The organism is Novosphingobium ovatum (assembly GCF_009909235.1).
GTDB classification, from domain to species: domain Bacteria; phylum Pseudomonadota; class Alphaproteobacteria; order Sphingomonadales; family Sphingomonadaceae; genus Novosphingobium; species Novosphingobium ovatum.
In genome coordinates, this window is sequence record NZ_JAAAPO010000007.1 from 107,021 (window position 1) to 126,959 (window position 19,939).

The 19,939-nt window shown below is 65.2% G+C and carries 21 protein-coding genes; 12 read left to right on the top strand and 9 right to left on the bottom strand.

Annotated elements, in window-relative coordinates; all coding sequences use genetic code 11:
* Positions 1-3 precede the first annotated feature (3 nt).
* Complete coding sequence (locus GTZ99_RS15635; protein WP_161720566.1) at positions 4-432, bottom strand: CBS domain-containing protein; 429 nt, start codon at positions 430-432, stop codon at positions 4-6.
* A 127-nt stretch (positions 433-559) separates the two neighbouring features.
* On the opposite strand from GTZ99_RS15635, the gene GTZ99_RS15640 reads away from it, so the two are divergent.
* Entirely contained in the window at positions 560-847 is a 288-nt protein-coding gene (locus GTZ99_RS15640; protein WP_161720568.1) for a hypothetical protein, read from the top strand.
* 2 nt (positions 848-849) lie between these two features.
* Here GTZ99_RS15640 and GTZ99_RS15645 read toward each other — a convergent pair whose 3' ends face one another.
* The 6 genes from GTZ99_RS15645 to GTZ99_RS15675 all read right to left on the bottom strand — a co-directional run bounded on the left by GTZ99_RS15645 (position 850) and on the right by GTZ99_RS15675 (position 6,818).
* Entirely contained in the window at positions 850-1,233 is a 384-nt protein-coding gene (locus GTZ99_RS15645; RefSeq protein ID WP_161720570.1) for a (2Fe-2S) ferredoxin domain-containing protein, read from the bottom strand.
* The gene (locus GTZ99_RS15650; RefSeq protein ID WP_161720572.1) at positions 1,230-1,673 is read right to left on the bottom strand and encodes an acyl-CoA thioesterase; all 444 of its coding nucleotides are present in this window, start codon (positions 1,671-1,673) and stop codon (positions 1,230-1,232) included. Before GTZ99_RS15650 ends, GTZ99_RS15645 begins: the two co-directional genes overlap by 4 nt.
* Positions 1,674-3,809, bottom strand: coding sequence for a dipeptidyl-peptidase 5 (locus GTZ99_RS15655; protein ID WP_161720574.1), 2,136 nt, complete (start codon positions 3,807-3,809; stop codon positions 1,674-1,676).
* 90 nt (positions 3,810-3,899) lie between these two features.
* Positions 3,900-4,601: a DUF2497 domain-containing protein gene (locus tag GTZ99_RS17090; RefSeq protein ID WP_320076699.1), complete on the bottom strand. Its 702-nt coding sequence runs from the start codon at positions 4,599-4,601 to the stop codon at positions 3,900-3,902.
* Between the two features lie 127 nt (positions 4,602-4,728).
* Complete coding sequence (locus GTZ99_RS15670; protein ID WP_161720576.1) at positions 4,729-6,180, bottom strand: TolC family outer membrane protein; 1,452 nt, start codon at positions 6,178-6,180, stop codon at positions 4,729-4,731.
* A 32-nt stretch (positions 6,181-6,212) separates the two neighbouring features.
* Positions 6,213-6,818 (bottom strand): protein-L-isoaspartate O-methyltransferase family protein, encoded by a 606-nt coding sequence (locus GTZ99_RS15675; protein ID WP_227711419.1) that lies wholly within the window; start codon positions 6,816-6,818, stop codon positions 6,213-6,215.
* Positions 6,819-7,156: 338 nt separating this feature from the next.
* On the opposite strand from GTZ99_RS15675, the gene GTZ99_RS15680 reads away from it, so the two are divergent.
* The 4 genes from GTZ99_RS15680 (at position 7,157) to GTZ99_RS15695 (ending at position 10,215) form a co-directional block, all read left to right on the top strand.
* Positions 7,157-8,677, top strand: coding sequence for a fumarate hydratase (locus GTZ99_RS15680; RefSeq protein ID WP_161720578.1), 1,521 nt, complete (start codon positions 7,157-7,159; stop codon positions 8,675-8,677).
* A gap of 7 nt (positions 8,678-8,684) precedes the next feature.
* Positions 8,685-9,074 carry a hypothetical protein gene (locus tag GTZ99_RS15685; RefSeq protein WP_161720580.1) on the top strand — a complete coding sequence of 130 codons (390 nt, stop codon included), beginning with the start codon at positions 8,685-8,687 and terminating at the stop codon, positions 9,072-9,074.
* A gap of 70 nt (positions 9,075-9,144) precedes the next feature.
* On the top strand, positions 9,145-9,411 hold the full coding sequence (locus GTZ99_RS15690) for a hypothetical protein (protein ID WP_161720582.1): 267 nt from the start codon (positions 9,145-9,147) through the stop codon (positions 9,409-9,411).
* A 57-nt stretch (positions 9,412-9,468) separates the two neighbouring features.
* Entirely contained in the window at positions 9,469-10,215 is a 747-nt protein-coding gene (locus GTZ99_RS15695) for a metallophosphoesterase family protein (protein ID WP_201742572.1), read from the top strand.
* On the opposite strand, the gene mnmA is transcribed toward GTZ99_RS15695, so the two are convergent.
* Positions 10,212-11,420: a tRNA 2-thiouridine(34) synthase MnmA gene (mnmA, locus tag GTZ99_RS15700; protein WP_161720584.1), complete on the bottom strand. Its 1,209-nt coding sequence runs from the start codon at positions 11,418-11,420 to the stop codon at positions 10,212-10,214. The two genes, GTZ99_RS15695 and mnmA, sit on opposite strands and share 4 nt — an antisense overlap.
* Positions 11,421-11,573: 153 nt before the next feature.
* Here mnmA and GTZ99_RS15705 point away from each other — a divergent pair, with 153 nt between their 5' ends.
* The 7 genes from GTZ99_RS15705 (at position 11,574) to GTZ99_RS15735 (ending at position 19,642) form a co-directional block, all read left to right on the top strand.
* Positions 11,574-11,969: a hypothetical protein gene (locus tag GTZ99_RS15705; RefSeq protein ID WP_161720585.1), complete on the top strand. Its 396-nt coding sequence runs from the start codon at positions 11,574-11,576 to the stop codon at positions 11,967-11,969.
* Positions 11,966-12,265, top strand: coding sequence for a CtrA inhibitor SciP (sciP, locus tag GTZ99_RS15710; protein WP_161720586.1), 300 nt, complete (start codon positions 11,966-11,968; stop codon positions 12,263-12,265). Before GTZ99_RS15705 ends, sciP begins: the two co-directional genes overlap by 4 nt.
* A 414-nt stretch (positions 12,266-12,679) precedes the next feature.
* Positions 12,680-13,819 (top strand): efflux RND transporter periplasmic adaptor subunit, encoded by a 1,140-nt coding sequence (locus GTZ99_RS15715; protein ID WP_227711420.1) that lies wholly within the window; start codon positions 12,680-12,682, stop codon positions 13,817-13,819.
* A 20-nt stretch (positions 13,820-13,839) separates the two neighbouring features.
* Positions 13,840-17,031: an efflux RND transporter permease subunit gene (locus GTZ99_RS15720; protein ID WP_161720588.1), complete on the top strand. Its 3,192-nt coding sequence runs from the start codon at positions 13,840-13,842 to the stop codon at positions 17,029-17,031.
* A 37-nt stretch (positions 17,032-17,068) separates the two neighbouring features.
* The gene (locus GTZ99_RS15725) at positions 17,069-18,253 is read left to right on the top strand and encodes a DUF445 domain-containing protein (RefSeq protein ID WP_227711421.1); all 1,185 of its coding nucleotides are present in this window, start codon (positions 17,069-17,071) and stop codon (positions 18,251-18,253) included.
* 45 nt (positions 18,254-18,298) lie between these two features.
* Positions 18,299-18,718 carry a hypothetical protein gene (locus tag GTZ99_RS15730; RefSeq protein WP_161720589.1) on the top strand — a complete coding sequence of 140 codons (420 nt, stop codon included), beginning with the start codon at positions 18,299-18,301 and terminating at the stop codon, positions 18,716-18,718.
* Positions 18,719-18,931: 213 nt separating this feature from the next.
* Entirely contained in the window at positions 18,932-19,642 is a 711-nt protein-coding gene (locus GTZ99_RS15735) for a sigma factor (RefSeq protein WP_161720590.1), read from the top strand.
* Positions 19,643-19,730: 88 nt separating this feature from the next.
* On the opposite strand, the gene GTZ99_RS15740 is transcribed toward GTZ99_RS15735, so the two are convergent.
* A partial coding sequence (locus GTZ99_RS15740) for an FAD-binding protein (protein WP_201742573.1) occupies positions 19,731-19,939 on the bottom strand: 209 nt, incomplete at its 5' end.

Genomic DNA, 19,939 nt, shown 5'->3' on the forward strand with positions numbered 1-19,939 from the left:
GGATCAGGCCATCTGGATATATTCGCGCATCGCGTCCGCCTCGCTTTGGATGCGTTCGATGCGGTATTTGACCAGATCCCCGATCGAGATGAACGCCACCATCCGCCCGGCCGAGAGCACCGGCAAATGGCGAATGCGCCGCATCGTCATCAGCGAGAGCGCGTTCAGCACGCTGGTCGCCGGTTCGACCGAGATCACCGGCGAGGTCATCACCCGGCCCACGGTCAGCTCCAGCATTGCCGGGCCATGTTCGGCCAGACGGTACACCATGTCGCGTTCCGAAAAGATCCCGGCGACGTTAAGGCCATCCATCACCGGCAAGGCGCCAATGCGGTGTTGCGCCAAAAGTTGCAGGGCGTCCGATACCAGCGTGCCGATCTGGCAACTGATCATATCCGTCGAACGGTCGGATATCAGGCGGGCAATCGTCATGTTTGACTCTCCCTGTTCTATTTTGTCGGAGAAGTATGACACAAATCCACGCCAAGAAAAGCGTCACTTTTGGGCGATGCCCCGCTGCCCCATTGCCAAGCGGGCGTTAGCGCGCCACAACACGCCGATGTCCAGCCGATCCCCCTTTGATGACCCGGAAAAGGCCGCCTATGTCTGGCGGCGGTTTCGCCGGTTGATGGCGTGGATGATGCTGGTGACGATCACGGTGGTGATCGGCGCGATTTCCGTGCTCTACCGTCAGGAAGGGATGGTCTCGATCCACTTCTACATCGCGGTGGCGATCGGCATTGCCTTTGCCATGTTGTTGATGGCGGGGCTGATGGGATTGGTGTTCCTGTCGAACAATTCGGGCCATGACGATTCCGTCATCGACCCGGTTGACCGACAGGACTGACCTTACACCTTCAACTGAAAATCGGCCACCGGCACGCCGCCGATGATGTGTTCCTGCAGGATGCGTTCCAGCACGTCCTCGGTGCAGGAGTGGTACCAGACGCCATCGGGCCAGACCACCGCCACCGGCCCGGCAAAGCAGACCTTGAGGCAGTCCGCCTTGGACCGGTGAACGCCCGCCTCGGCCAAGCCCAATTGTTTGCAGCGCTTTTTCAAATAGTTCCACGCCTTGGCCCCTGCCTCGGGCGCGCAGCATTCGCCCTTTTGCGGTTCGGCACACAGGAAGATGTGGCGTTGCAGGCCGCCATCGGCCCCTGCCCCCGCCTTGGCCAGCGCGGCCTGCGCCTTGGCGATGTTGTCGGGGGTGGATTGGCGGGGGTCACTCATGCGCGGATCATCCATTTGGGAGCGCCCGCGACAAAATCCTCGGGCAGTGGTTCGGGCCTCTCGTCCGGGACCCAGACGATGGTGGTTTCGGCATAGGTCACCGGCACATCATCCTGCACCGCCAATTGCACCATGGCAAAGCTGCTGCGCCCCACGCGTGTGATCGCCGCATACAGGTCGATGGGCGCGGGATATTGCGCGCTGGCCAGATATTCGATGGCAAAACTGGCGACGATCACCCCGTGGCCATGGCCCTTTTGGTTGAAGGTGCTGTCGGCATGGAACCGGATGCGCGCGTCCTGAATGATCGCGGCCATGGCCACATTGTTGATATGCGCATTGGGGTCCAGATCGCCATAGCGCGTCGGGATCACCACATGGTGCGGGTACAGCGCGGTGTTCAGCCGCGCCGGGTCAGGCTTTGCCAAAATCTCGTCCAATCAGTTCTTCAGCCAACGATCCACCCAGCCTAGCACGGCGGCGTGCCATTGCAGGCTGTTCTTTGGCTTGGTCACCCAGTGGTTTTCATCGGGAAAGACCAGCAATTCGCCCGGCACCCCGCGCCGTTGCAGCGCGGTAAAGGCGGCGATGCCCTGCGTATAGGGAATGCGGAAATCGTTCTGCCCGGTGATCACCAGCATCGGCGTTTTCCATTGGGCGACATGGTGCACCGGGTTCCATTTCTCGAACTCTTCGGGGGCCTGATAATAGGTTTTTCCGCCGTGCTCCCATTCGTCAAACCACAGTTCCTCGGTCTCATAGGCCATGGCGCGGGCGTCAAACACGCCGTCATGTTGCACCAGACATTTGAACCGGTCGGGCCATTGGCCGGCGATCCAGTTCATCATGTAGCCGCCATAAGAGGCGCCTGCCGCACAGGCGCGCGTGCCATCCATCTGTGGGTCGGCGGCGATGGCGGCCTCCAGCCCCTTTTGCAGGTCGATCAGCGGCCACCCGCCCCAATTGCGGTTGATGCTGTCGGTAAAGGCCTGCCCATATCCGGTCGAGCCGTGGAAATCGATGGTGACCACCGCCAGTCCCCGCGCCGCCATGACGCGCGGGTTCCAGCGATACGACCAGTCATCGCCAAACGAGCCCTGCGGCCCGCCATGCACCACCAGCAGCACCGGCAGCCGTCCTGTGACGCCCACAGGCTTGTGCACCATGCCCCACACGGTTTCGCCATTGGCGCCTGTAAAGCTGTAGCGACTGACGCTGACCGGGGCGATGCGGGCCAGATGGGCGGTATTGGCGGCGCTGATCTGGCGGGCGGCGCCCTTTGCGGGGCGCAGGAACAGTTCGGCCGGGCGGGTGGCGGTGTCATGGCTGACCAGCATCGCCCCACCCTTTAGCGGGATGACAGCGGCAATATGGCCCTCACGCTCGCCAGTGGCGTTCAGCGACAGGCGGGTGACCGCGCCGGTTTTGGCGTCAATGCGGAACGCGGGATGGTCCAGCACCTCATCCGCCGTGGCAATCAGCGATTTGCCATCCGCGTTCCATGCCAGCGAGGCGACCGAGCGGTCCCACCCCTGCGTCAGGGCGCGGGTTTGCCCGGTTTTCAGGTTGCGTAGATGCACCACCATCCGGTCCGATTCATAGCCGGGCCGCGCCATTGCCGCCCATGCCAGCCATTGCCCATCGGGCGAGACCACCGGCATCGCATCGGTCGCGCGGTTGGTGGGCGTCAGGTTCACCGGCCCCTGCCCGTCCAGCTTTGACTGCCAGATGTCCAGATTGGTCGATGTCGGCTCATCCCGGTTGGACAGCCGCGCGACAAAGAACACCGAGGCGGAATCGGCGCTCCACGCGATGTCCTCACCCCCGCCAAAGGGTTTGCCCGGCGTGTCACCGGTGATCGCGCCGGTTGCCCCCACCGCGCCGTCCAGCGGAACACCATTGCCGCCGATCCGGCCATCGGCCCCGAACGTATAGGCAAAGGCGCGGTTATATGTCCCGGGCGTGGCCCATGTATCCCAATGCCGGACAAAGCCCACCCCATCGCGGTAATGCCGCCCCGTCCCCGGCCCGGTCAGCGCGGTGTTGACGGCGGGGCTGCAGCCCAGCGTCGGGCAATCCCGCGCGACCTCACCCCAGACCACCACGCGGCGGCCATCGGGCGACAGGCTGAACCCCGCGACATCACTTTTGAACGCGCTGAGTGGATCGGCGACCAGATCGGGCGAATCCAGATATTTGACCCACAACTGATCGACACCATCACGCGGCGCGATGAAATACAGCCGCTTGCCATCAGGGCTGATCGCGGGGGCGGTGGTGTTGCCTGCGGGCAGATCGGTGATCTGTTCGGGCGCGCCGCCATTGACGCTGCGCCACAAACTGGTCTTGCGGGCATAGGTGACAGGGTCGGTCTCTGTCTGTTGCCAGACGATCAACCGGCCATCAGGCGAGGCCGCAGCCGCGCCCACCCGGCGCAGCGTCACCAGATCCTGTGGCGTCATGGCGGCGGGCGCCGCCGCGCCTTGGGCCTGTGCGCCCTGCGTCATCAGCGCAGGCACCGACAGGGCGGCAACACTTAGCGAAAGCGCGCTCAGCGCGGTGCGACGAAAGCTCATGCGCGGCAGGTTAGCGCGTTCCCCCGCCGCCTTCAATCCGCACCAATGCCCGCCGCACCAAAGCAGAAGGGCCGGTATGGGCGGGGCAGGTCAGTCCTGCTTGCCGACGATGCGGGCGATCTCTTCCTGCACCATGCGTTCGACCATGGCGGGCAGGTTCTTGTCCAGCCAGTCGGACAGGGCGGGGCGCAGCAATTCGCGCACCATTTCCTCCAGCGAGGTGTCCCCCTTGGGCGCGGGAGCCGGTGCGGGGGCGGGATCGGGGTGGGCAACAGCGGCCAGAGTGGCCAGCGAATCGCGCATCGACGCGCGGGCCTCAGCGTTTACCAAAGCGACCTCCTCTTCATGCGTCAGAACCAAAGGCTCGTCCTGCGGGTCCAGGAATTGTCCCGAAACGCCCAGATCCAGAATGTCATCATTTGACGGGCCAGCATGATGGGTGCTGCCGGCCTGCATGTTGTCATGGGGCATGCTGTCCTCCCGCGTGCCGTTATAGGTGGCACCGTTCAGATAGGTTCCATTGCGCGTGGTGGCATGATCATCATCGCCATGGCCATGGTCTGATGACGCGCCGCCGATGGGATTGCTGGCCACCAGTTGCAGCGCGGGGGCGCCGCGCGGGCCGGGCAGGGGATCGACATCTTCGGCCACATCCTCGACCGGGTCGTCCTCAGCCACGTCCTCACCCTCGGGCGCGCGCAAGGCTGCCTGACTGGCGCGGTTGTCGCGCGCGATCACGCGTTTGATCGAATCAAGGATATCCTCGACCGAAGGTTCGCCAGGCTGGCGCATTGCAGTCCCCCACATAACCTGAATGCCGAATAAGCCAATAAATTCAGGCAAATACGCCGAAAAACCGGCTCATCCAACGATCAGGACACAGATCGTACCCCGCAAGTTAGGCGCGAATCCGTAACGCCTACTTGGCCGGGATTGTGCCTGACTGGGGCGGAGTGTCAACGGTGCGCGTCGCGGTGGCCTGCGGGCGGCCATCGCTGCCCCAATCCAGATAGTCTCCCGCCGCGCGGCGATAATGCGCCTCGGGGTCGTACAGGCTGCCGGTGTCCAGCCCCAGATCGCGCGCCTCGGCCCGGCCCATGGCGGACAACAGGCTGAATCCCGCGACATAGGCGTTGCGCTGCGCCGTCACCAACTGGACCTGTGCGTTGATCAGCTCCTGCTCGGCATTCAGGATGTCGAGGATGGTGCGATTGCCCACGCTGTTTTCCGCGCGCACGCCCTTTAGCGACAATTGTGCCGCGTCCACCGCCTTTTGCGTCGAGGTGATGATCGCCTGCGCCGCGCGGTAATTCGACCAGGCCGAACGCACCCCGGCGATCACCTGCCGCTCCACCCCGATCAGCTGGTCCAGCGACTGGCTTTCGCGGGCTTCGGCCTGACGCACCAGCGCGCTGGGGCGGCCACCCTGATACAGCGGGATGGTGGCGCGGATGCCGACATCGGCGGTGGTGGTCGATTGCGGTGTCAGCGCCGCTGGAACCCCGGTGATGCGCAGCGAATTCTGGTAATCGGTGCGCGCCGTATCGGCAAAGATCGAGATCTTGGGCAGGCGGGCCGCGCCAGCGGCGGCGCGGTCAAACCCGGCGGCGCGGGCGCGTTCATGGGCGGCCAGCAGATCGGGATTGTGGTCCAGCGCATAGGCGACCGCGTCCTCGACATTGGCGGGCACGGCGGTCAGCGCGGGCGGGCTGGCCAATTGGCCCGCAGGCTTGCCCACCACCTGGATATAGGTTTCGCGGGCCACGGCATGGGCCGCCTCGGCGCTGCGCAGATTGCCCTGCGCCAGCGCCAGACGCGATTGCGACTGCGCCACGTCGGTGCGCGTCAGCTCGCCAATCTGGAACCGGTCGCTGGTGGCCTTCAGGTTGACTTCCAGCGTCTGCACCTGCGCCATGTTCAACCGCACGATCGCCTCGGTGCGGATCACGTCCAGATAGGCGGTGACGGTCTGGCTGAACACGCCGCTTTCCACCGCGCGCAGATCGGCGCGGCCGGCCACAACGCGGGTTTCGGCGGCATGGACGGCATTGCGCACCGCCCCGCCCGAAAACACCGGCACCGACAGCGCCCCCGACATCGAGAACACCCGCGGCATATAGGTCGAGCCGGAGGAGAGGCGGCTTTGCTGGACGTTTTCCATCTCTTGCACGCTGGCAGAGAGGGAGGGGAGGCCGTCAGCCCGTGCCAGCGGCACACCCGCGTCGGTCGCGCGCAACTGGTCGCGCGCGGCCAGCAGCGTCGGGTTCGACGCATAGGCCGAGGCCAGCGCGTCGCGCAGTTCCTCGGCGTGGAGTGGGGCGCTGAGCGGGGTGCTGATGGCGGCGATGGCGGCGCTCACTACGCCTGCCATCAGCCAGTGACGGCCTCTCCGTGGCGTCATGTTCAGAAGCTCCAGCCCTTGGGCGCGGCGAATTCCGGCAGGACGGGGATGCCCAGATCGCTGAGCGCGACAAAGGACACAGCGCCCGCCGCCTTGCGGCCCAGCGCCAGACGGGTGACGCCACGGTCCACCAGACCCGAAACGATGCGGCCATCATCGGCCAGCGCCCCAACCAAGGCGTCGGGCAATTGTTCGATCGCGCCGTCGATGATGATCAGGCCATAGGGCGCGCCCGCAATGCCATTGGCGACATCAGCGGCGTCCACCTGAGTCAGCGCGCCCACCAGCGGCCCCAGCAGCGCCGCCAGATAGGTCGAACCCGACGTCACCAGCAGCACCTTGTCGGTCTTGGCCGGTTCGGCGGCGGCGAGCATCTTGCCATGCACCAGCGGGGCGGCCAGATAGCGGCCATTGCCCAGCGGCACTGCGCGGTCGATATAGGCGGCGGCCTTTTGCGCCTCGGGCACGAAATCCTCACGCGGCAGGGCGGCCATCGCGGCCAGCACCCAAGGCTCGTTCACGCCGCTGGTGCGCAGCTGGCTGTCGATCATCGCGCGGCGCGGCGTGCCCGGGGCGGCCCCGGCAATGTGGAATTCCATCGTGGTCATGACAATTCGTATCCTATGGGCCGATCCGAAAAATGACAGGCCATCCCACACCCCGCCGGGGCGTATGCCTGCCATGCGTATTGCACAGCTAATACAGCCACGCAACAATGCGCCCGCTTCTAGGCCAAGCCACCCCCCAAAGCCAAGCGCTTTACGTGCCAAAAGCGCCGCAGATGGGGCAAAAATGCGCTGCTCGTCTTTCGGACAGGTCCATTGCGCTTTGACCTGTGCGGCAAAACGCGCCTATGGGGCGCCATCCGCATGACAAACAGCCCCGCCCGCGTGCCCGCACACACACCCGCGCGCGTTGGCCGGGCCGCCTGACAGGAGCCTGAAGCATGGCCGATATGGTGACCATCCGCGAGGATGACCTGATCGAAAGCGTCGCCGACGCGTTGCAATACATCAGCTATTACCACCCGATGGATTACATCCGCGCGCTGGGCGATGCCTATGAGGCCGAAGCCGGCCCCGCCGCCAAGGACGCCATCGCCCAGATCCTGACCAACAGCCGCATGTGCGCCGAGGGCCACCGTCCGATCTGTCAGGACACCGGCATCGTCAATGTCTTCATCAAATGGGGCCAGAACTGCCGTCTGGACTCGGACCAGTCGTTGCAGGCGGTGGTGGATGAAGGCGTGCGCCGCGCCTATAACCACCCCGACAACAAGCTGCGCGCCAGCGTGCTGGCCGATCCGGCCTTCACCCGCCGCAACACCCGCGACAACACGCCCTGCGTCCTGCATGTCGAGATGGTGCCCGGTTCCAAGATCCATGTCGACGTGGCGGCCAAGGGCGGCGGGTCCGAGAACAAGTCCAAGTTCAAGATGATGAATCCCAGCGATTCCATCGTCGACTGGGTGATCGAGATGCTGCCCCAGATGGGCGCTGGCTGGTGCCCGCCGGGCATGCTGGGCATCGGCATTGGCGGCACGGCGGAACATTGCGTCCTGCTGGCCAAAAAGGCGCTGATGGAACAGATCGACATGGCCCAGCTGAAACAGCGCGGCCCTCAGAACGATCTGGAAGCGCTGCGCATCGAGATCTTTGACAAGGTCAACGCGCTGGGTATTGGCGCGCAGGGTCTGGGCGGTCTGGCGACCATTCTGGACGTCAAGATTCTGGACGCGCCCTGCCATGCCGCGTCCAAGCCGGTGGCGATGATCCCCAATTGCGCCGCCACGCGCCACGCGCATTTCTCGCTGGACGGCAGCGGCCCGTCGTTCCTCGAAACGCCCAAGCTGGACGAATGGCCCAAGGTCCACTGGGCGCCTGACGCTGCGGCCAAGAAGGTCAATCTGGACACGCTGACCGCGCAGGAAGTGCAGAGCTGGAAGCAGGGCGACCGCCTGTTGCTGAACGGCAAGATGCTGACCGGCCGTGATGCCGCGCACAAGCGGATCAAGGACATGCTGGCCAAGGGTGAGGAACTGCCCGTCGATTTCGCTGGCCGCGTGATCTATTACGTTGGCCCGGTGGACCCGGTGGGCGAAGAAGTCGTCGGTCCGGCTGGTCCGACCACGGCCACGCGCATGGACAGCTTCTCGGACCTGATGCTCGACCTTGGCCTGCTGGCCAGCGTGGGCAAGGCCGAGCGCGGCCCCAAGGCCACGCAATCAATCGCCAACCACAAGAGCGCCTATCTGATGGCCGTTGGTGGCGCCGCCTATCTGGTGGCCCGCGCGATCAAGGAAGCCAAGGTCGTGGGCTTTGCCGATCTGGGCATGGAAGCGATCTATGAATTCACGGTCGAGGACATGCCCGTGACCGTGGCCGTCGATTCCGAAGGCAAGAACGTCCACCAGCTGGCTCCGCTGGCCTGGAAGGACAAGATCGCCAAGGAAGGCCTGCTGGGCTGACCTGACGATGGTCCGGGCGGGGCTGGCCTATGCCGCACGCATTCTGGCGCTGGGATTTGCGCTGGGCGTGGTGCGGACGGTGTGGCTGGCCCCCCGGATCGGCCCGGTGGCGGCGGTGGCGTGCGAATTGCCGCTGATGCTGGGTGCCAGCGTGTGGACCGCCCGCGCGCTGATGGCCCGTTATGCCGTCACCCATGGCGCGCGCGCGCTGGGCATGGGGGCGGTGGGGCTGGCGCTGTTGCTGCTGGCCGAATGGGGGATGGCGGTTACGCTGGCGGGGCAAAGCACCGCGCAATGGCTGGCCGCGATGCGCACGCCCGCTGGCGCGCTGGGCTTGGCCGGGCAGGGGCTGTTTGGCCTGATCCCGGCAATTTTGTGCCGCCGCTCTGCCACATAGATTCCCGTAAATGCACCCCGGACAAAACAGCCCGGTGACAGACTGATCTGCTTGGCCCTAAGGTAGGGCGATGGAACTGGCGGTTGTCTTTGCCTTGGGCGTGGTGAATTTTGCCATGCATGTCGCGGTGTTGCACCACCGGCGCATCTGGACGCCCGGCGCCACCATGGCCGATCAGCCGGTGGCGGTGTGGTTCAGTCTGGGGATCGAATACGCCTTGTTGTTCGCCAGCCTGTTGATGGTGGCCCATGGTAGCGAGAGTTGGGCGTGGGGCTATGGGCTGTATACCGTGGCCAATGGCGCGGGGGCGTGGTTCCTGCTGGGCCGGATAGGCTGATTGGGGCATGGCCATTTGGGGCTTGGCGGCGCGCGCGCGATCTGCTTGACGGGGGGCATGCCCCATACGATCACCACCTTGTTCCATATCTCTGACCTGCATTTCGGCGCAGAGGACCGCGCCGCGCTGCGCTGGTTCATGCAATGCGTGGCCGATGTGCGCCCGACCGCTGTGGTGTGTACCGGCGATCTGACGATGCGCGGGACAACGCGCGAATTCGCCGCCGCCGAGGAATGGCTGCGCGGACTGGATGTGCCGGTGCATGTTGAACCGGGCAACCACGACATGCCCTATTACTGGGAAATGGTGGAGCGGTTGCGCCGCCCGTTTGACCGTTATCGCGCGATGCGGGCGCGGGTGCAGGGCGATGTGCCGGGCGGGCGGGTGCGGCTGGTCTCGCTGCCCACGGTCACGCCCGCGCAATGGCGGCTGAACTGGTCAAAGGGGCATGTGCGGCGATCCGCGTTGGCCGGGGCGCTGGCGGATCTGGCCCGCGCCGATCACGCGCAATTGCGGCTGGTGGCGTGCCATCACCCGCTGATCCACGCCCGGCGCGACGGGGCCGGCTCCACCACGCGCGGCTGGCACGCGGTGGTACAATTGGCGCAGGCCGGGGCCGATGTTGTGCTCTCGGGCCATGTGCATGACCCGTTCGACCGGATGGTACAGGTGGGTGGCCGCTCGATCCGCATGGTGGGGGCGGGCACGCTGTCCGAACGGCTGCGCAAGACGCCCCCCGGTTTCAACCGGCTGGATTGGTCATTGAACGAAGGCCTGCGGGTAACGCCGCAGGTGATGGGCTAAACCGCCGCCTTTTCCGTCGAATCGATCCAGCCGCCGCCGATCACCCGGTCCCCGGCATAGATCACCGCCGCCTGCCCCGGCGCCACGCCATATTCGGGCGCGGCGAATCGGATCGTGGCGGGCGCGCCATCGCCAAAATCACCCTCCAGCGTGATCGGCACAGGCTTGGCCAAAGATCGCACCTTGGCCGTCAGGGGCACATCGGCGGGCAGGGGGCCGATGCGGTTGGTTTCGGTGATATGCGCGGCCGAGACCGCCAGCATCGCGCGTGGCCCCACCAGCACCGCGCCGCGCGCCGCGTCGATCCCCACAACATACAATGGCTCGGCCAGGCCGCCGATTTCCAAGCCCCGCCGTTGCCCCACCGTATAGTGGATGATCCCCCGGTGGCGGCCCAGCACATTGCCGGTTTGCGCATGGAGGATGTCGCCCGCATCGTCGGCCTGTGGGTGAATGCGGCGCACGACGCTGGCATAATCGCCATCGGGGACGAAACAGATGTCCTGCGAATCGGGCTTTGCCGCGACCTTCAGCCCGAAATGTTCGGCCAATGCGCGCACCACCGGCTTTTCCATGCCGCCCAGGGGAAAGCGCAGGTAGTCCAGCTGCGCCTCGGTCGTGCCATAGAGGAAATAGGATTGATCGCGCGCGGGATCGATGGCGCGGTGCAGTTCGGGGCCATGCTGCCCCATGATTCGCCGCACATAATGGCCCGTGGCCAGACAATCGGCCCCCAGATCGCGCGCCATCGTCAACAGGTCGACGAATTTGGGCCCCATGTTGCAACGGATGCAGGGGATCGGCGTGCGTCCGGCCATATATTCGTCGGCAAAAGTTTCGACCACGCTTTCCCGGAACGATGTCTCATGGTCGAACACATAATGGGCAATGCCCAGCCGGTCGGCCACGGCGCGCGCGTCGCGGATGTCATCGCCGGCACAGCAGGCGCCCTTGCGCTTTACCGCTTCGCCGTGGTCATACAATTGCAGGGTGATGCCGATGACTTCGGCCCCCGAATGCGCGGCCAGCGCCGCCACCACCGAGGAATCGACTCCACCTGACATCGCCACGACGATTCGCCGTGCGGACAGGGATTCGCTCGCGCTGCCCGGTGCCGTTCCGGTTAACTGAAACAGCGCGCCCGCATTGCGCAATGCAAAGTCGGCATCGGATGCGAGCGTAAAGATTTGTGCGTTGGCGGACATGGCCGCGCCCATACACGATGTGGGCGCAACCGCCAAATTCTGCCGTTCAGGGCAAGGAATTGCCGCAGGGGCAACCTTTTGCCGGGATTAAACATCCTCACCAATGCCTGAATCCGGTTTTTACCGGGCCTTGACCATGGGGGGTGTATCCCTGTGGCAATGGAACTGAGATTTGAAAGCGATCTGTGGTTGCGCCACACCAGTGGAGCCAAACCCGACAAGCCCGCCCGGCCGGAATGGCACGAGCTGGCGATGCGGTTGGCTGCGGCCCATGCCTTTCACCGTTCGGTCAGCCGGGGCGACGTTGCCACGGGGAATACGGGCGGCAGTTTCCATCCTGACGCGGCGCGCGTGATGGCCGGATTTGCTGTGGGGGATACCCTGTCGCAGGCCCCGTCCGCCGCCGTTTCGGGCGTGTCCGCACAATCGCCAGAGGATCAAATGTCACCAGCCATTAACCCTATACTTTTAGGCGATAGCAAAGACACATCTGGCACTGATTTGCGTGTTGCCGGCGCCTTTCCGTCCGGCGATCGAGGGTTGAAATGATCGAGAACCAGAAAATCAGGCCAGCCATGGTCATCGGGCCGCTGGGTGAACCGCTGACGCTGGACTCGCTGCCGCCGCCGAACACCACCCGCTGGGTCGTGCGACGCAAGGCAGAGGTGGTCGCTGCCGTCAACGGTGGGCTGCTGACGATCGAGGAGGTGTGCGAACGCTACAACCTCACGCTCGAAGAGTTCGCCTCGTGGCAGCGCGCGGTCGACCGGTCGGGGATGCAGGGCCTGCGCGTGACGCGCATCCAGCATTACCGCGATCTGTACGAGCGCCAGCTGAAATACTGAGCGATCAGGGCCGGGGCGTTGTGAACAGCGCGCCCCCGGTCTGCCGCCCGCAGAGCGGCACGCCGGCACACGGCGAAAAAAAGGGGGTGTGGTGACGCGATCTGTCACCACGCCCCCTTTTTTCTGGCCCATGGATACGCCCATGGATACGAATGCGCGGCGCCAGACCCCTTTGCCCCCCTGACACTGTAAAGCAAAGCGTTTGCATGGGCTTCGCGTGACGTCTATGCCCAAAGGGCTATGCCTTGCGGTGGCTCTGCCTCTTGCCGCAGGTGCTATACATGGGTAATACGGCAGCGCCGCGCCATGTCTGGGCGCGCTGACGGCGGTCGGGACGGGGACCGCCGGCTTAGTCGAACGCGAAACGATGCAAAGGCGACGGATGGCCCTGATCCGATCGCGGGGGATGAGAGTATGACCGGCCAAGACACCTATGCCGATGACGCGCCAAAGCCTTTTCCGGTGCGCAACACGCTGTTGGGCGTGGGCGGCGCGCTGGCGCTGATCGGTATCTGGTATGGTCTGCACCACAAGCCGGCGGACGCGACCAAGGGCGTCAACCAGGCGCCTTTGGTGACCGTGGCCATCCCCGGCAAGACGCAGATCACCGGCACCATCAGCGTTACCGGCAGCATCGCGGCGCGCCATGACATGCCGGTTGGCTCGGTGGGTGAGGGCGGGACGATCCAGTCCGTGCTGGTCAACGCCGGGCAATGGGTCAAGCGCGGGCAGTTGCTGGCCGTCATCGATCGTTCGGTGCAGTTGCAGCAACTGGCCAACCAGCAGGCCAATGTGCGCGTGGCGCAGGCCGATGCCCGTTTGGCGCAGGCCAATCTGGACCGCGCGTTGAAACTGGTGGGTGGCGGGTTCATTTCCAATGCCGATGTTGATCGCCTGACCGCGACGCGCGATGCGGCCAATGCCCGTGTGGCGGTGGCGCAGGCCTTGCTGGGCGAAACGCGGGCCAAGATCCGCCGGCTGGATATCGTGGCGCCTGCCGATGGCCTGTTGCTGGACCGCTCGGTCGAGCCGGGCCAGATCGTCGGTCCGTCCAGCGGCGCGCTGTTCCGCGTGGCAGAGGCCGGGCAGATGGAGCTGAAGGCCAAGCTGTCCGAAACCGATCTGGCGCAATTGCACGTCGGGCAAAAGGTCAAGGTGACGCCGGTGGGCAGCGCCACCAGCTATACCGGCGAGATCTGGCAGGTATCGCCGATCATCGATCCGGCCTCGCGTCAGGGCATGGCGCGCATTTCGCTGGCCTATGCGCCTGATCTGCGCCCCGGCGGCTTTGCCAGCGCCGAGATCCAGAGCGGCATGATTTCCGCGCCCTTGCTGCCCGAATCGGCGCTGCAGGCCGATGCGCAGGGGTCCTATGTCTATATCGTCGGGCCGGGCAACAAGGCGCAGCGCCGCCGGGTGAAACTGGCGATGGTCACCGGCAAGGGTGTGGCGATCGCTTCGGGCCTGTCGGGCAATGAGCGGGTGGTGCTGCGCGCCGGCGCGTTCCTGTCCGAAGGCGAAACCGTCGATCCCCGCATTGAACGCGGCCAGTAAGCGTAAAGGCGGCACAGCACATGGATTTTCGCAATCTTTCGGCATGGTCGATCCGCAACCCGGTGGTGCCGATCGTGCTATTCGTGGCGCTGATGCTGCTGGGCATGGTCAGCTTTTCCCGCATGGAGGTGCAGGACCAGCCCGACATTGAATTCCCGATGGTGATCGTCTCGATCAGCCAACCGGGCGCCGCCCCGACCGAGATCGAAACCCAGATCACCCAGCGCGTCGAGGCGGCGGTGCGGACGATTTCGGGCGTGTCATCGATCAGTTCGACCGCGTCCGAAGGCAACAGCCAGACCATCGTCGAGTTCCAGCTGGGCGAGGACATCAACGCGGCCGTCAACGAGGTCAAGAACGCCGTCGATCAGGCGCGCGGCAACCTGCCCGATGGCATCCTGGAGCCGCAGGTGTTCAAGGTGAACACCTCGTCCGAACCGATCGCCTATTTCGCGGTCAATGCCAGCGACATGACGATGGAGCAGCTGAGCTGGTTTGTCGATGACACCGTCGCGCGCAACATCCTGAACATTGATGGCGTGGCCAGCGTCAATCGCGGCGGCGGGGTCAGCCGCGAGATTCTGGTGACGCTGGACCCGGCGCGGATGCAGGCCTTTGGCGTGACCGCGCCGCAGGTCAATCAGGCGCTGCGGGCGCTTAACACCAATGCGGCCGGTGGCCGCGCCGAAATCGGCGGGACGCGGCAATCTTTGCGCGTGCTGGGCAATGCCAGCAGCGCGTTTGAACTGTCGCAGACCGAAATTTCGCTGGGCAACCGCGCGATCAAGCTGGCCGATATCGCCACGGTCAAGGACTCCTATGGCGAGGTCACCTCGCTGGGCAAGATCGACGGGCGTCAGGTGGTGACCTTTGGCATCAGCCGCGCGCGCGGGGCCTCGGACGTGAGCGTTTATGACGGCGTTCAGGCCGAGCTGAAGCGGCTGGAGGCGGCCCATCCGGAGGTGCATTTCACCGAATTGTTCACCTCGGTCACCTATACCAAGAAGCAATATGAAAGCTCGATCAGCTCGATGGTCGAGGGCGCGATCCTGGCGGTCGTGGTGGTGTTCTTCTTCCTGCGCGACTGGCGCGCGACGATTGTTTCGGCGATTGCCATCCCGCTTTCGGCCATCCCCACCTTCTGGTGCATGTCGGCATGGTTCGGCTTTACGCTCAACACCATGTCGCTGCTGGCGCTGGGCTTGGTGGCGGGTGTGCTGGTCGATGACGCCATCGTCGAGATCGAGAATATCGTGCGCCATATGCGCATGGGCAAAACCGCCTATCAGGCCGCCATCGACGCGGCCGACGAGATCGGGCTGGCGGTGGTGGCGACCACCTGCTCGATCGCGGCGGTGTTTTTGCCGGTCGGGCTGATGCCGGGCGTGGCGGGCGCGTTTTTCAAGAATTTCGGCCTGACGGTGGTTGTCTCGGTGCTGATGAGCTTGGCCGTGGCGCGCATGATCACGCCGATGGTCGCGGCCTATTTCCTCAAATCGCACGGGTCGGCCGAACATGGCGGCGGGCGGATGATGGATGTCTATCTGCGCGTGTTGCACTGGTCGCTGGACGTGTCGGGCGCGCGGGCGTGGCGGGCGCGGGTGCTGGCGGAAAAGGGGCGGCTGAGCTGGTGGGACCGCCTTTTGGCCCGCCTGCGTGACCATCGCGTGTGGATGATCGGCGTGGCGGCTGGCTCTTTTGCGCTGACGATCGTGCTGTTTGCCATGATGCCGTCGAACATGTTCCCCGATCAAAACGCCAATTTCAGCCAGGTGCGCGTGGAAATGGTGCCCGGCACCACGATCGAGCAGACCGCTATCGTCACCAACAAGGTGCGCCATCTGGTCATGTCCGTGCCCGAGGTGGACAAGGTGCTGGAACGCATCAACGAAGGCAACGGCCGCGTGATGATCATGTTCAAGAAGGACCGCAAGCGCACCAGCACCGCGATCGAGCGTGACATTACCGCTTTGCTGCAACAGGTGCCCGATGCGCGGCTGACGATTCAGGCGGCAGGTCCCGGGCGCGGTTCCAGCACCGGTCGCGGGATCGAGGTAATGCTGTCCAGCTCTGATCCGGTGGCGCTGGACCGCGCGGCCTCTGATCTGGTCGAGCAGATGAAGACCCTGCCCGAAGTGGTCGCGCCGCGCATCAGCGGTGACCTGCGCCGGCCCGAGGTGGTGATCACCCCGCGCATGGATCTGGCCGCCAGTCTGGGGGTGACGACCACGTCGCTGTCGCAGGCGATTCGCATCGCCACCATGGGCGAGATCGACCAGAACGCCGCCAAGTTCAGCCTGAGCGACCGTCAGGTGCCGATCCGCGTCCGTTTCCCGGTCGAGGCGCGCCGCGACTTGAGCAATCTGGCCAATCTGCCGGTGCCGATTGCCAGCGGCGGCTCGGTCCCGCTCTCGCGCGTGGCCGATATCAGCTTTGGCTCCGGGCCCAGCTCGATCCAGCGGTACAATCAGGAACGCCGCGTGTTCATCGGCGCCGATCTGGCGCGCGGTGTGGTCAAAAGCGATGCCGACACCAAGATCAACAACCTGCCCATCATGAAGAATTTGCCCGCCGGCGTGTCGCGCACCGCCTTTGGCGAGGGCAAGTGGCAGCAGGAGATGATCACCAATCTGGCCTTTGCGGTGCCTGCCGGTATCGGTCTGGTGTTTGCGGTGCTGGTGCTGCTCTATCACCGCGTTGTCTCGCCGCTGGTCAACATGGGCTCGCTGTTTCTGGCGCCCCTGGGCGGCTTGCTGGCGCTGTTGATCACCGGGCAGAACATCTCGATGGCGGTCTATATCGGCACGCTGATGCTGTTTGGCATCGTGGCCAAAAACTCGATCCTGCTGATAGATTTCGCCATCGAGGAAATGAGCCGGGGTGTCGCCAAATTCGAGGCGATCATCGAGGCCGGGCACAAACGCGCTCAGCCGATCGTGATGACCACGGTGGCGATGACGGCGGGCATGTTGCCGGCGGCGCTGTCGATTTCGGGCGACGCGGCGTTTCGCAAGCCGATGGGCACGATGGTGATCGGGGGGCTTTGCCTTTCGACACTGTTGACGCTGGTGATCGTGCCGGCCGCGTTCAGTCTGGCCGATGGGTTTGAACGGCGCATCGGGCCGATCCTGCGGCGCAAGCTGTTGACCTTCGAACCCCACCACGCCGAAGACGAGCGCGCCCGCGCCGACGGGGCGCAACCGGCCGAGTAAGGTCTTGGCGCGCCAGAGCCTCCGTTCCGCCCGCCATTTGGCCACCGGTTTGCTGGTGGCGATGGCGGGCCTTTACGGGCTGGCGCGCTGGCTGGACGTCCCCGCCTTGCGCGCCTTTGCCGAGGCGGCGATGGTGGGCGGGCTGGCCGACTGGTTTGCCGTCACGGCGCTGTTCCGCCGCCCGCTGGGCCTGCCGATCCCGCATACCGCCATCATCCCCACCAACAAGGACCGCATCGCCGACGCGCTGGCCGATTTCCTGCGCGCCCATTTCCTGACGCCGCAAGTGGTGACGCGGCGGATGCAGGGGGTGGATGTGGCAGGCGCCATGGGCCGCTTTCTGGCGGAACCGCGCGCGGGCGGCGCGGCGGCCTTGCGTCAGGGGGCGGCCGGGCTGATCACCGATCTGTTGCATTCGGTGCCGGGCGATGATCTGGGCCGGGTGCTGGCACGCGGGATTCAGGGGCAATTGGCGCGGATTGATCTGGCGCCCTTGCTGGGTCAGGCGTTGCAGGCCGCGATGGACAATGGCCGCCACCGCCCGCTGATCGACGCCTTGCTGCACAAGACCGGGACTCTGCTGGAAAGCAACGAGGACATCCTGCGCGCCGCCATCCAGCAACGCGCCAGCAGCCTGTTGCGCTGGACGGGGCTGGACGAAACGCTGGCCAATGGCATTCTGGACGGGCTGTACCGCCTGTTGGCCGAATGTATCGTCAATCCCGATCACCCCTTGCGCGCCCGCGCCGAAAGCGCGCTGGCGCAATTGGCGCAGGACCTGCGGCATGATCCCGCGACCAAGGCGCGGGTGGCCCAGATGCGCGATGCCCTGCTGGCCAGTCCGGCGATGCAGGGCTGGCTGGAGGGCGCATGGGACCGGTTGCGCGCCGCGCTGGTGGCCGGTCTGAACGATCCACAGGCGCTGTTGCAGGGGCGGATGGGGCAGGCGCTGGCCGAATTTGGCGCGGGGCTGCAAACCGATGCGCGGTTGCGGGCGCGGGCCAATCGCTATGTCCGGCGGCTGGTGGCGGCGCTGGCGGCGCGGCATGGCGCGGGGATGGTGACGCTGGTGTCGGCCACGGTCCGCCGCTGGGACGCGCATACCGTGGCCAACCGGATCGAAAACGCTGTGGGGCGCGATCTGCAATTCATCCGCGTCAATGGCACGCTGGTGGGGGGGCTGGTGGGACTGGCGCTGCATCTGCTGGGGCAGATTCTTTAGGGGCAGCGCCCCCGCTCCGGCGCGGCATCTCTCTATAATAAGGGTATGTCTCCGTCCAAGCCGCCCTTTGATGACAAAAAGCCGCCCGTGCCGCGCAAGCCGCGCCGCAATGGGCGTGAACGCGACGATGCCCAGACCACCGCCGCGCTGGAGGCGGCTGCGGCTGCGACCCGCTGTGATTGCGCCTTCCGCTGCACTGCTTTGCTGGCGGCGCAGTGCCTCTATCGCAAGACGCTGGATATGCTCAGCCGTGCCGATATCGACGCCGAGCAGAATCCATCGCAATTGCTGCCGCCATTGGCGCAGTTGGTCGCGCGGCTGAAATCGGGCGATGGGCACCTGCTGGCCGCCGAATTTGCCGTGGCGCTGCGCGATGGCGACACGGACGAGATGCTGGATGCCTGCCATCGCATCATTGATCTGACCACCCGCATTGAAGAAGAGCAGGAAAAACGCCCGCATTAGAGCCTTTGCCGTCCAAGCCGAGGCGAAGGGAAATGCGAGGCGCAAGCGCCGCAAGGGCGTATCGCGCGTTTCGATCCGAATTGGCCGCCATACGCGCCCGTCTTAGGGAGATGTGCGCAGCAGGGCGGCGGCGGATGGTTTACGCGCTGTCAGCTATTTTCCGTCCCAGCCCGGATGGGGGCCGTTTTGCCCGCCGGTCGTGGGAATGTCGTCATGTCCAAAGCCAGCCAAGCATTGGAAAACGAGGTCGCCGCGCTGATCGCCTTGCGCGCGCGGTTGGCCGATCATGTGCCCAGCGCCCGCGAGCGCGCGATGGTCGACCGGCATATCGCCCGGTTGCTGGCCCGGCTGTTGCCGCGCATCCGCCATTTCACCCGCGCCTATGGCCTGATGGACGCGGCCGAGGATGCCCAGCAGGTCTGTGCCATCGGGTTGTGGCGGGCGATCGAATGCTATGACCCGGACAAGGCCAGTTTCACCACGCTGATCAATTGGCAATTGCGCGGGGAATTGCAGGGGTTGCGCCACCGGCTGCGTCAGGATCAACGCGTTTCGGCGCGGGGGGTGGGCGCGCGCACCGTGTCGGCCGATGCGCCCGACACCGCGCATGAAATGGCCACGCTGGCCGATCCCGATGCCTTGCCCGCGACCGAGGCGGGGGCCAGTCAGGCGCTGGCCCGGCAATATTGCGGGCGGTTGCTGGACAGCTATTACGATCGCCTGTCGGCGCGTCCGGGGGAAAGCCCGCCCGCGCTGGCCCATCGCGCCCGCGCCGAGCGGCAATTGTTGAGCGATCATCTGCTGGAGGAAGACGCCCCGCGCGACGATCTGCCATGGAGCGCCGAGCAGCGCCGCCAGATCCTGCGCCGCACGATTCCCAGCCTGCAGGTACGGGCGATGGAAAGCGGCGCAAACGCGGTTTAAACGCCAGCTTATTGCTATCACTGACAACAAAAAGGCGGGGGTTTTTGCCCCCGCCTTTCGTTTTTGCCTTGCCGCTTGGTCGCCCGGATCAGATCTTGGTCAGGATCTCGGGCAGCGCGGTGAACAGGTCGGCTTCCAGGCCATAGTCGGCCACCTGAAAGATCGGCGCGTCGCCGTCCTTGTTGATGGCGATGATGGTCTTGGAATCCTTCATGCCCGCAAGGTGTTGAATCGCGCCGGAAATACCGACCGCGATATAGACCTCGGGGGCGACGATCTTGCCCGTCTGGCCCACCT

What these genes read in the sequence shown, in the direction of transcription:
- GTZ99_RS15640 (WP_161720568.1), top strand. Translation starts at nt 560, where the DNA reads ATGTCCAGCCGATCCCCCTTTGATGACCCGGAAAAGGCCGCCTATGTC.
- GTZ99_RS15635 (WP_161720566.1), bottom strand. Translation starts at nt 432, where the DNA reads ATGACGATTGCCCGCCTGATATCCGACCGTTCGACGGATATGATCAGT.
- mnmA (WP_161720584.1), bottom strand. Translation starts at nt 11,420, where the DNA reads ATGTCCGCCAACGCACAAATCTTTACGCTCGCATCCGATGCCGACTTT.
- GTZ99_RS15730 (WP_161720589.1), top strand. Translation starts at nt 18,299, where the DNA reads ATGTCTCCGTCCAAGCCGCCCTTTGATGACAAAAAGCCGCCCGTGCCG.
- GTZ99_RS15675 (WP_227711419.1), bottom strand. Translation starts at nt 6,818, where the DNA reads ATGACCACGATGGAATTCCACATTGCCGGGGCCGCCCCGGGCACGCCG.
- sciP (WP_161720586.1), top strand. Translation starts at nt 11,966, where the DNA reads ATGATCGAGAACCAGAAAATCAGGCCAGCCATGGTCATCGGGCCGCTG.
- GTZ99_RS15655 (WP_161720574.1), bottom strand. Translation starts at nt 3,809, where the DNA reads ATGAGCTTTCGTCGCACCGCGCTGAGCGCGCTTTCGCTAAGTGTTGCC.
- GTZ99_RS15670 (WP_161720576.1), bottom strand. Translation starts at nt 6,180, where the DNA reads ATGGCAGGCGTAGTGAGCGCCGCCATCGCCGCCATCAGCACCCCGCTC.
- GTZ99_RS15695 (WP_201742572.1), top strand. Translation starts at nt 9,469, where the DNA reads ATGCCCCATACGATCACCACCTTGTTCCATATCTCTGACCTGCATTTC.
- GTZ99_RS15735 (WP_161720590.1), top strand. Translation starts at nt 18,932, where the DNA reads ATGTCCAAAGCCAGCCAAGCATTGGAAAACGAGGTCGCCGCGCTGATC.
- GTZ99_RS15715 (WP_227711420.1), top strand. Translation starts at nt 12,680, where the DNA reads ATGACCGGCCAAGACACCTATGCCGATGACGCGCCAAAGCCTTTTCCG.
- GTZ99_RS15645 (WP_161720570.1), bottom strand. Translation starts at nt 1,233, where the DNA reads ATGAGTGACCCCCGCCAATCCACCCCCGACAACATCGCCAAGGCGCAG.
- GTZ99_RS15720 (WP_161720588.1), top strand. Translation starts at nt 13,840, where the DNA reads ATGGATTTTCGCAATCTTTCGGCATGGTCGATCCGCAACCCGGTGGTG.
- GTZ99_RS15690 (WP_161720582.1), top strand. Translation starts at nt 9,145, where the DNA reads ATGGAACTGGCGGTTGTCTTTGCCTTGGGCGTGGTGAATTTTGCCATG.
- GTZ99_RS17090 (WP_320076699.1), bottom strand. Translation starts at nt 4,601, where the DNA reads ATGCGCCAGCCTGGCGAACCTTCGGTCGAGGATATCCTTGATTCGATC.
- GTZ99_RS15680 (WP_161720578.1), top strand. Translation starts at nt 7,157, where the DNA reads ATGGCCGATATGGTGACCATCCGCGAGGATGACCTGATCGAAAGCGTC.
- GTZ99_RS15685 (WP_161720580.1), top strand. Translation starts at nt 8,685, where the DNA reads ATGGTCCGGGCGGGGCTGGCCTATGCCGCACGCATTCTGGCGCTGGGA.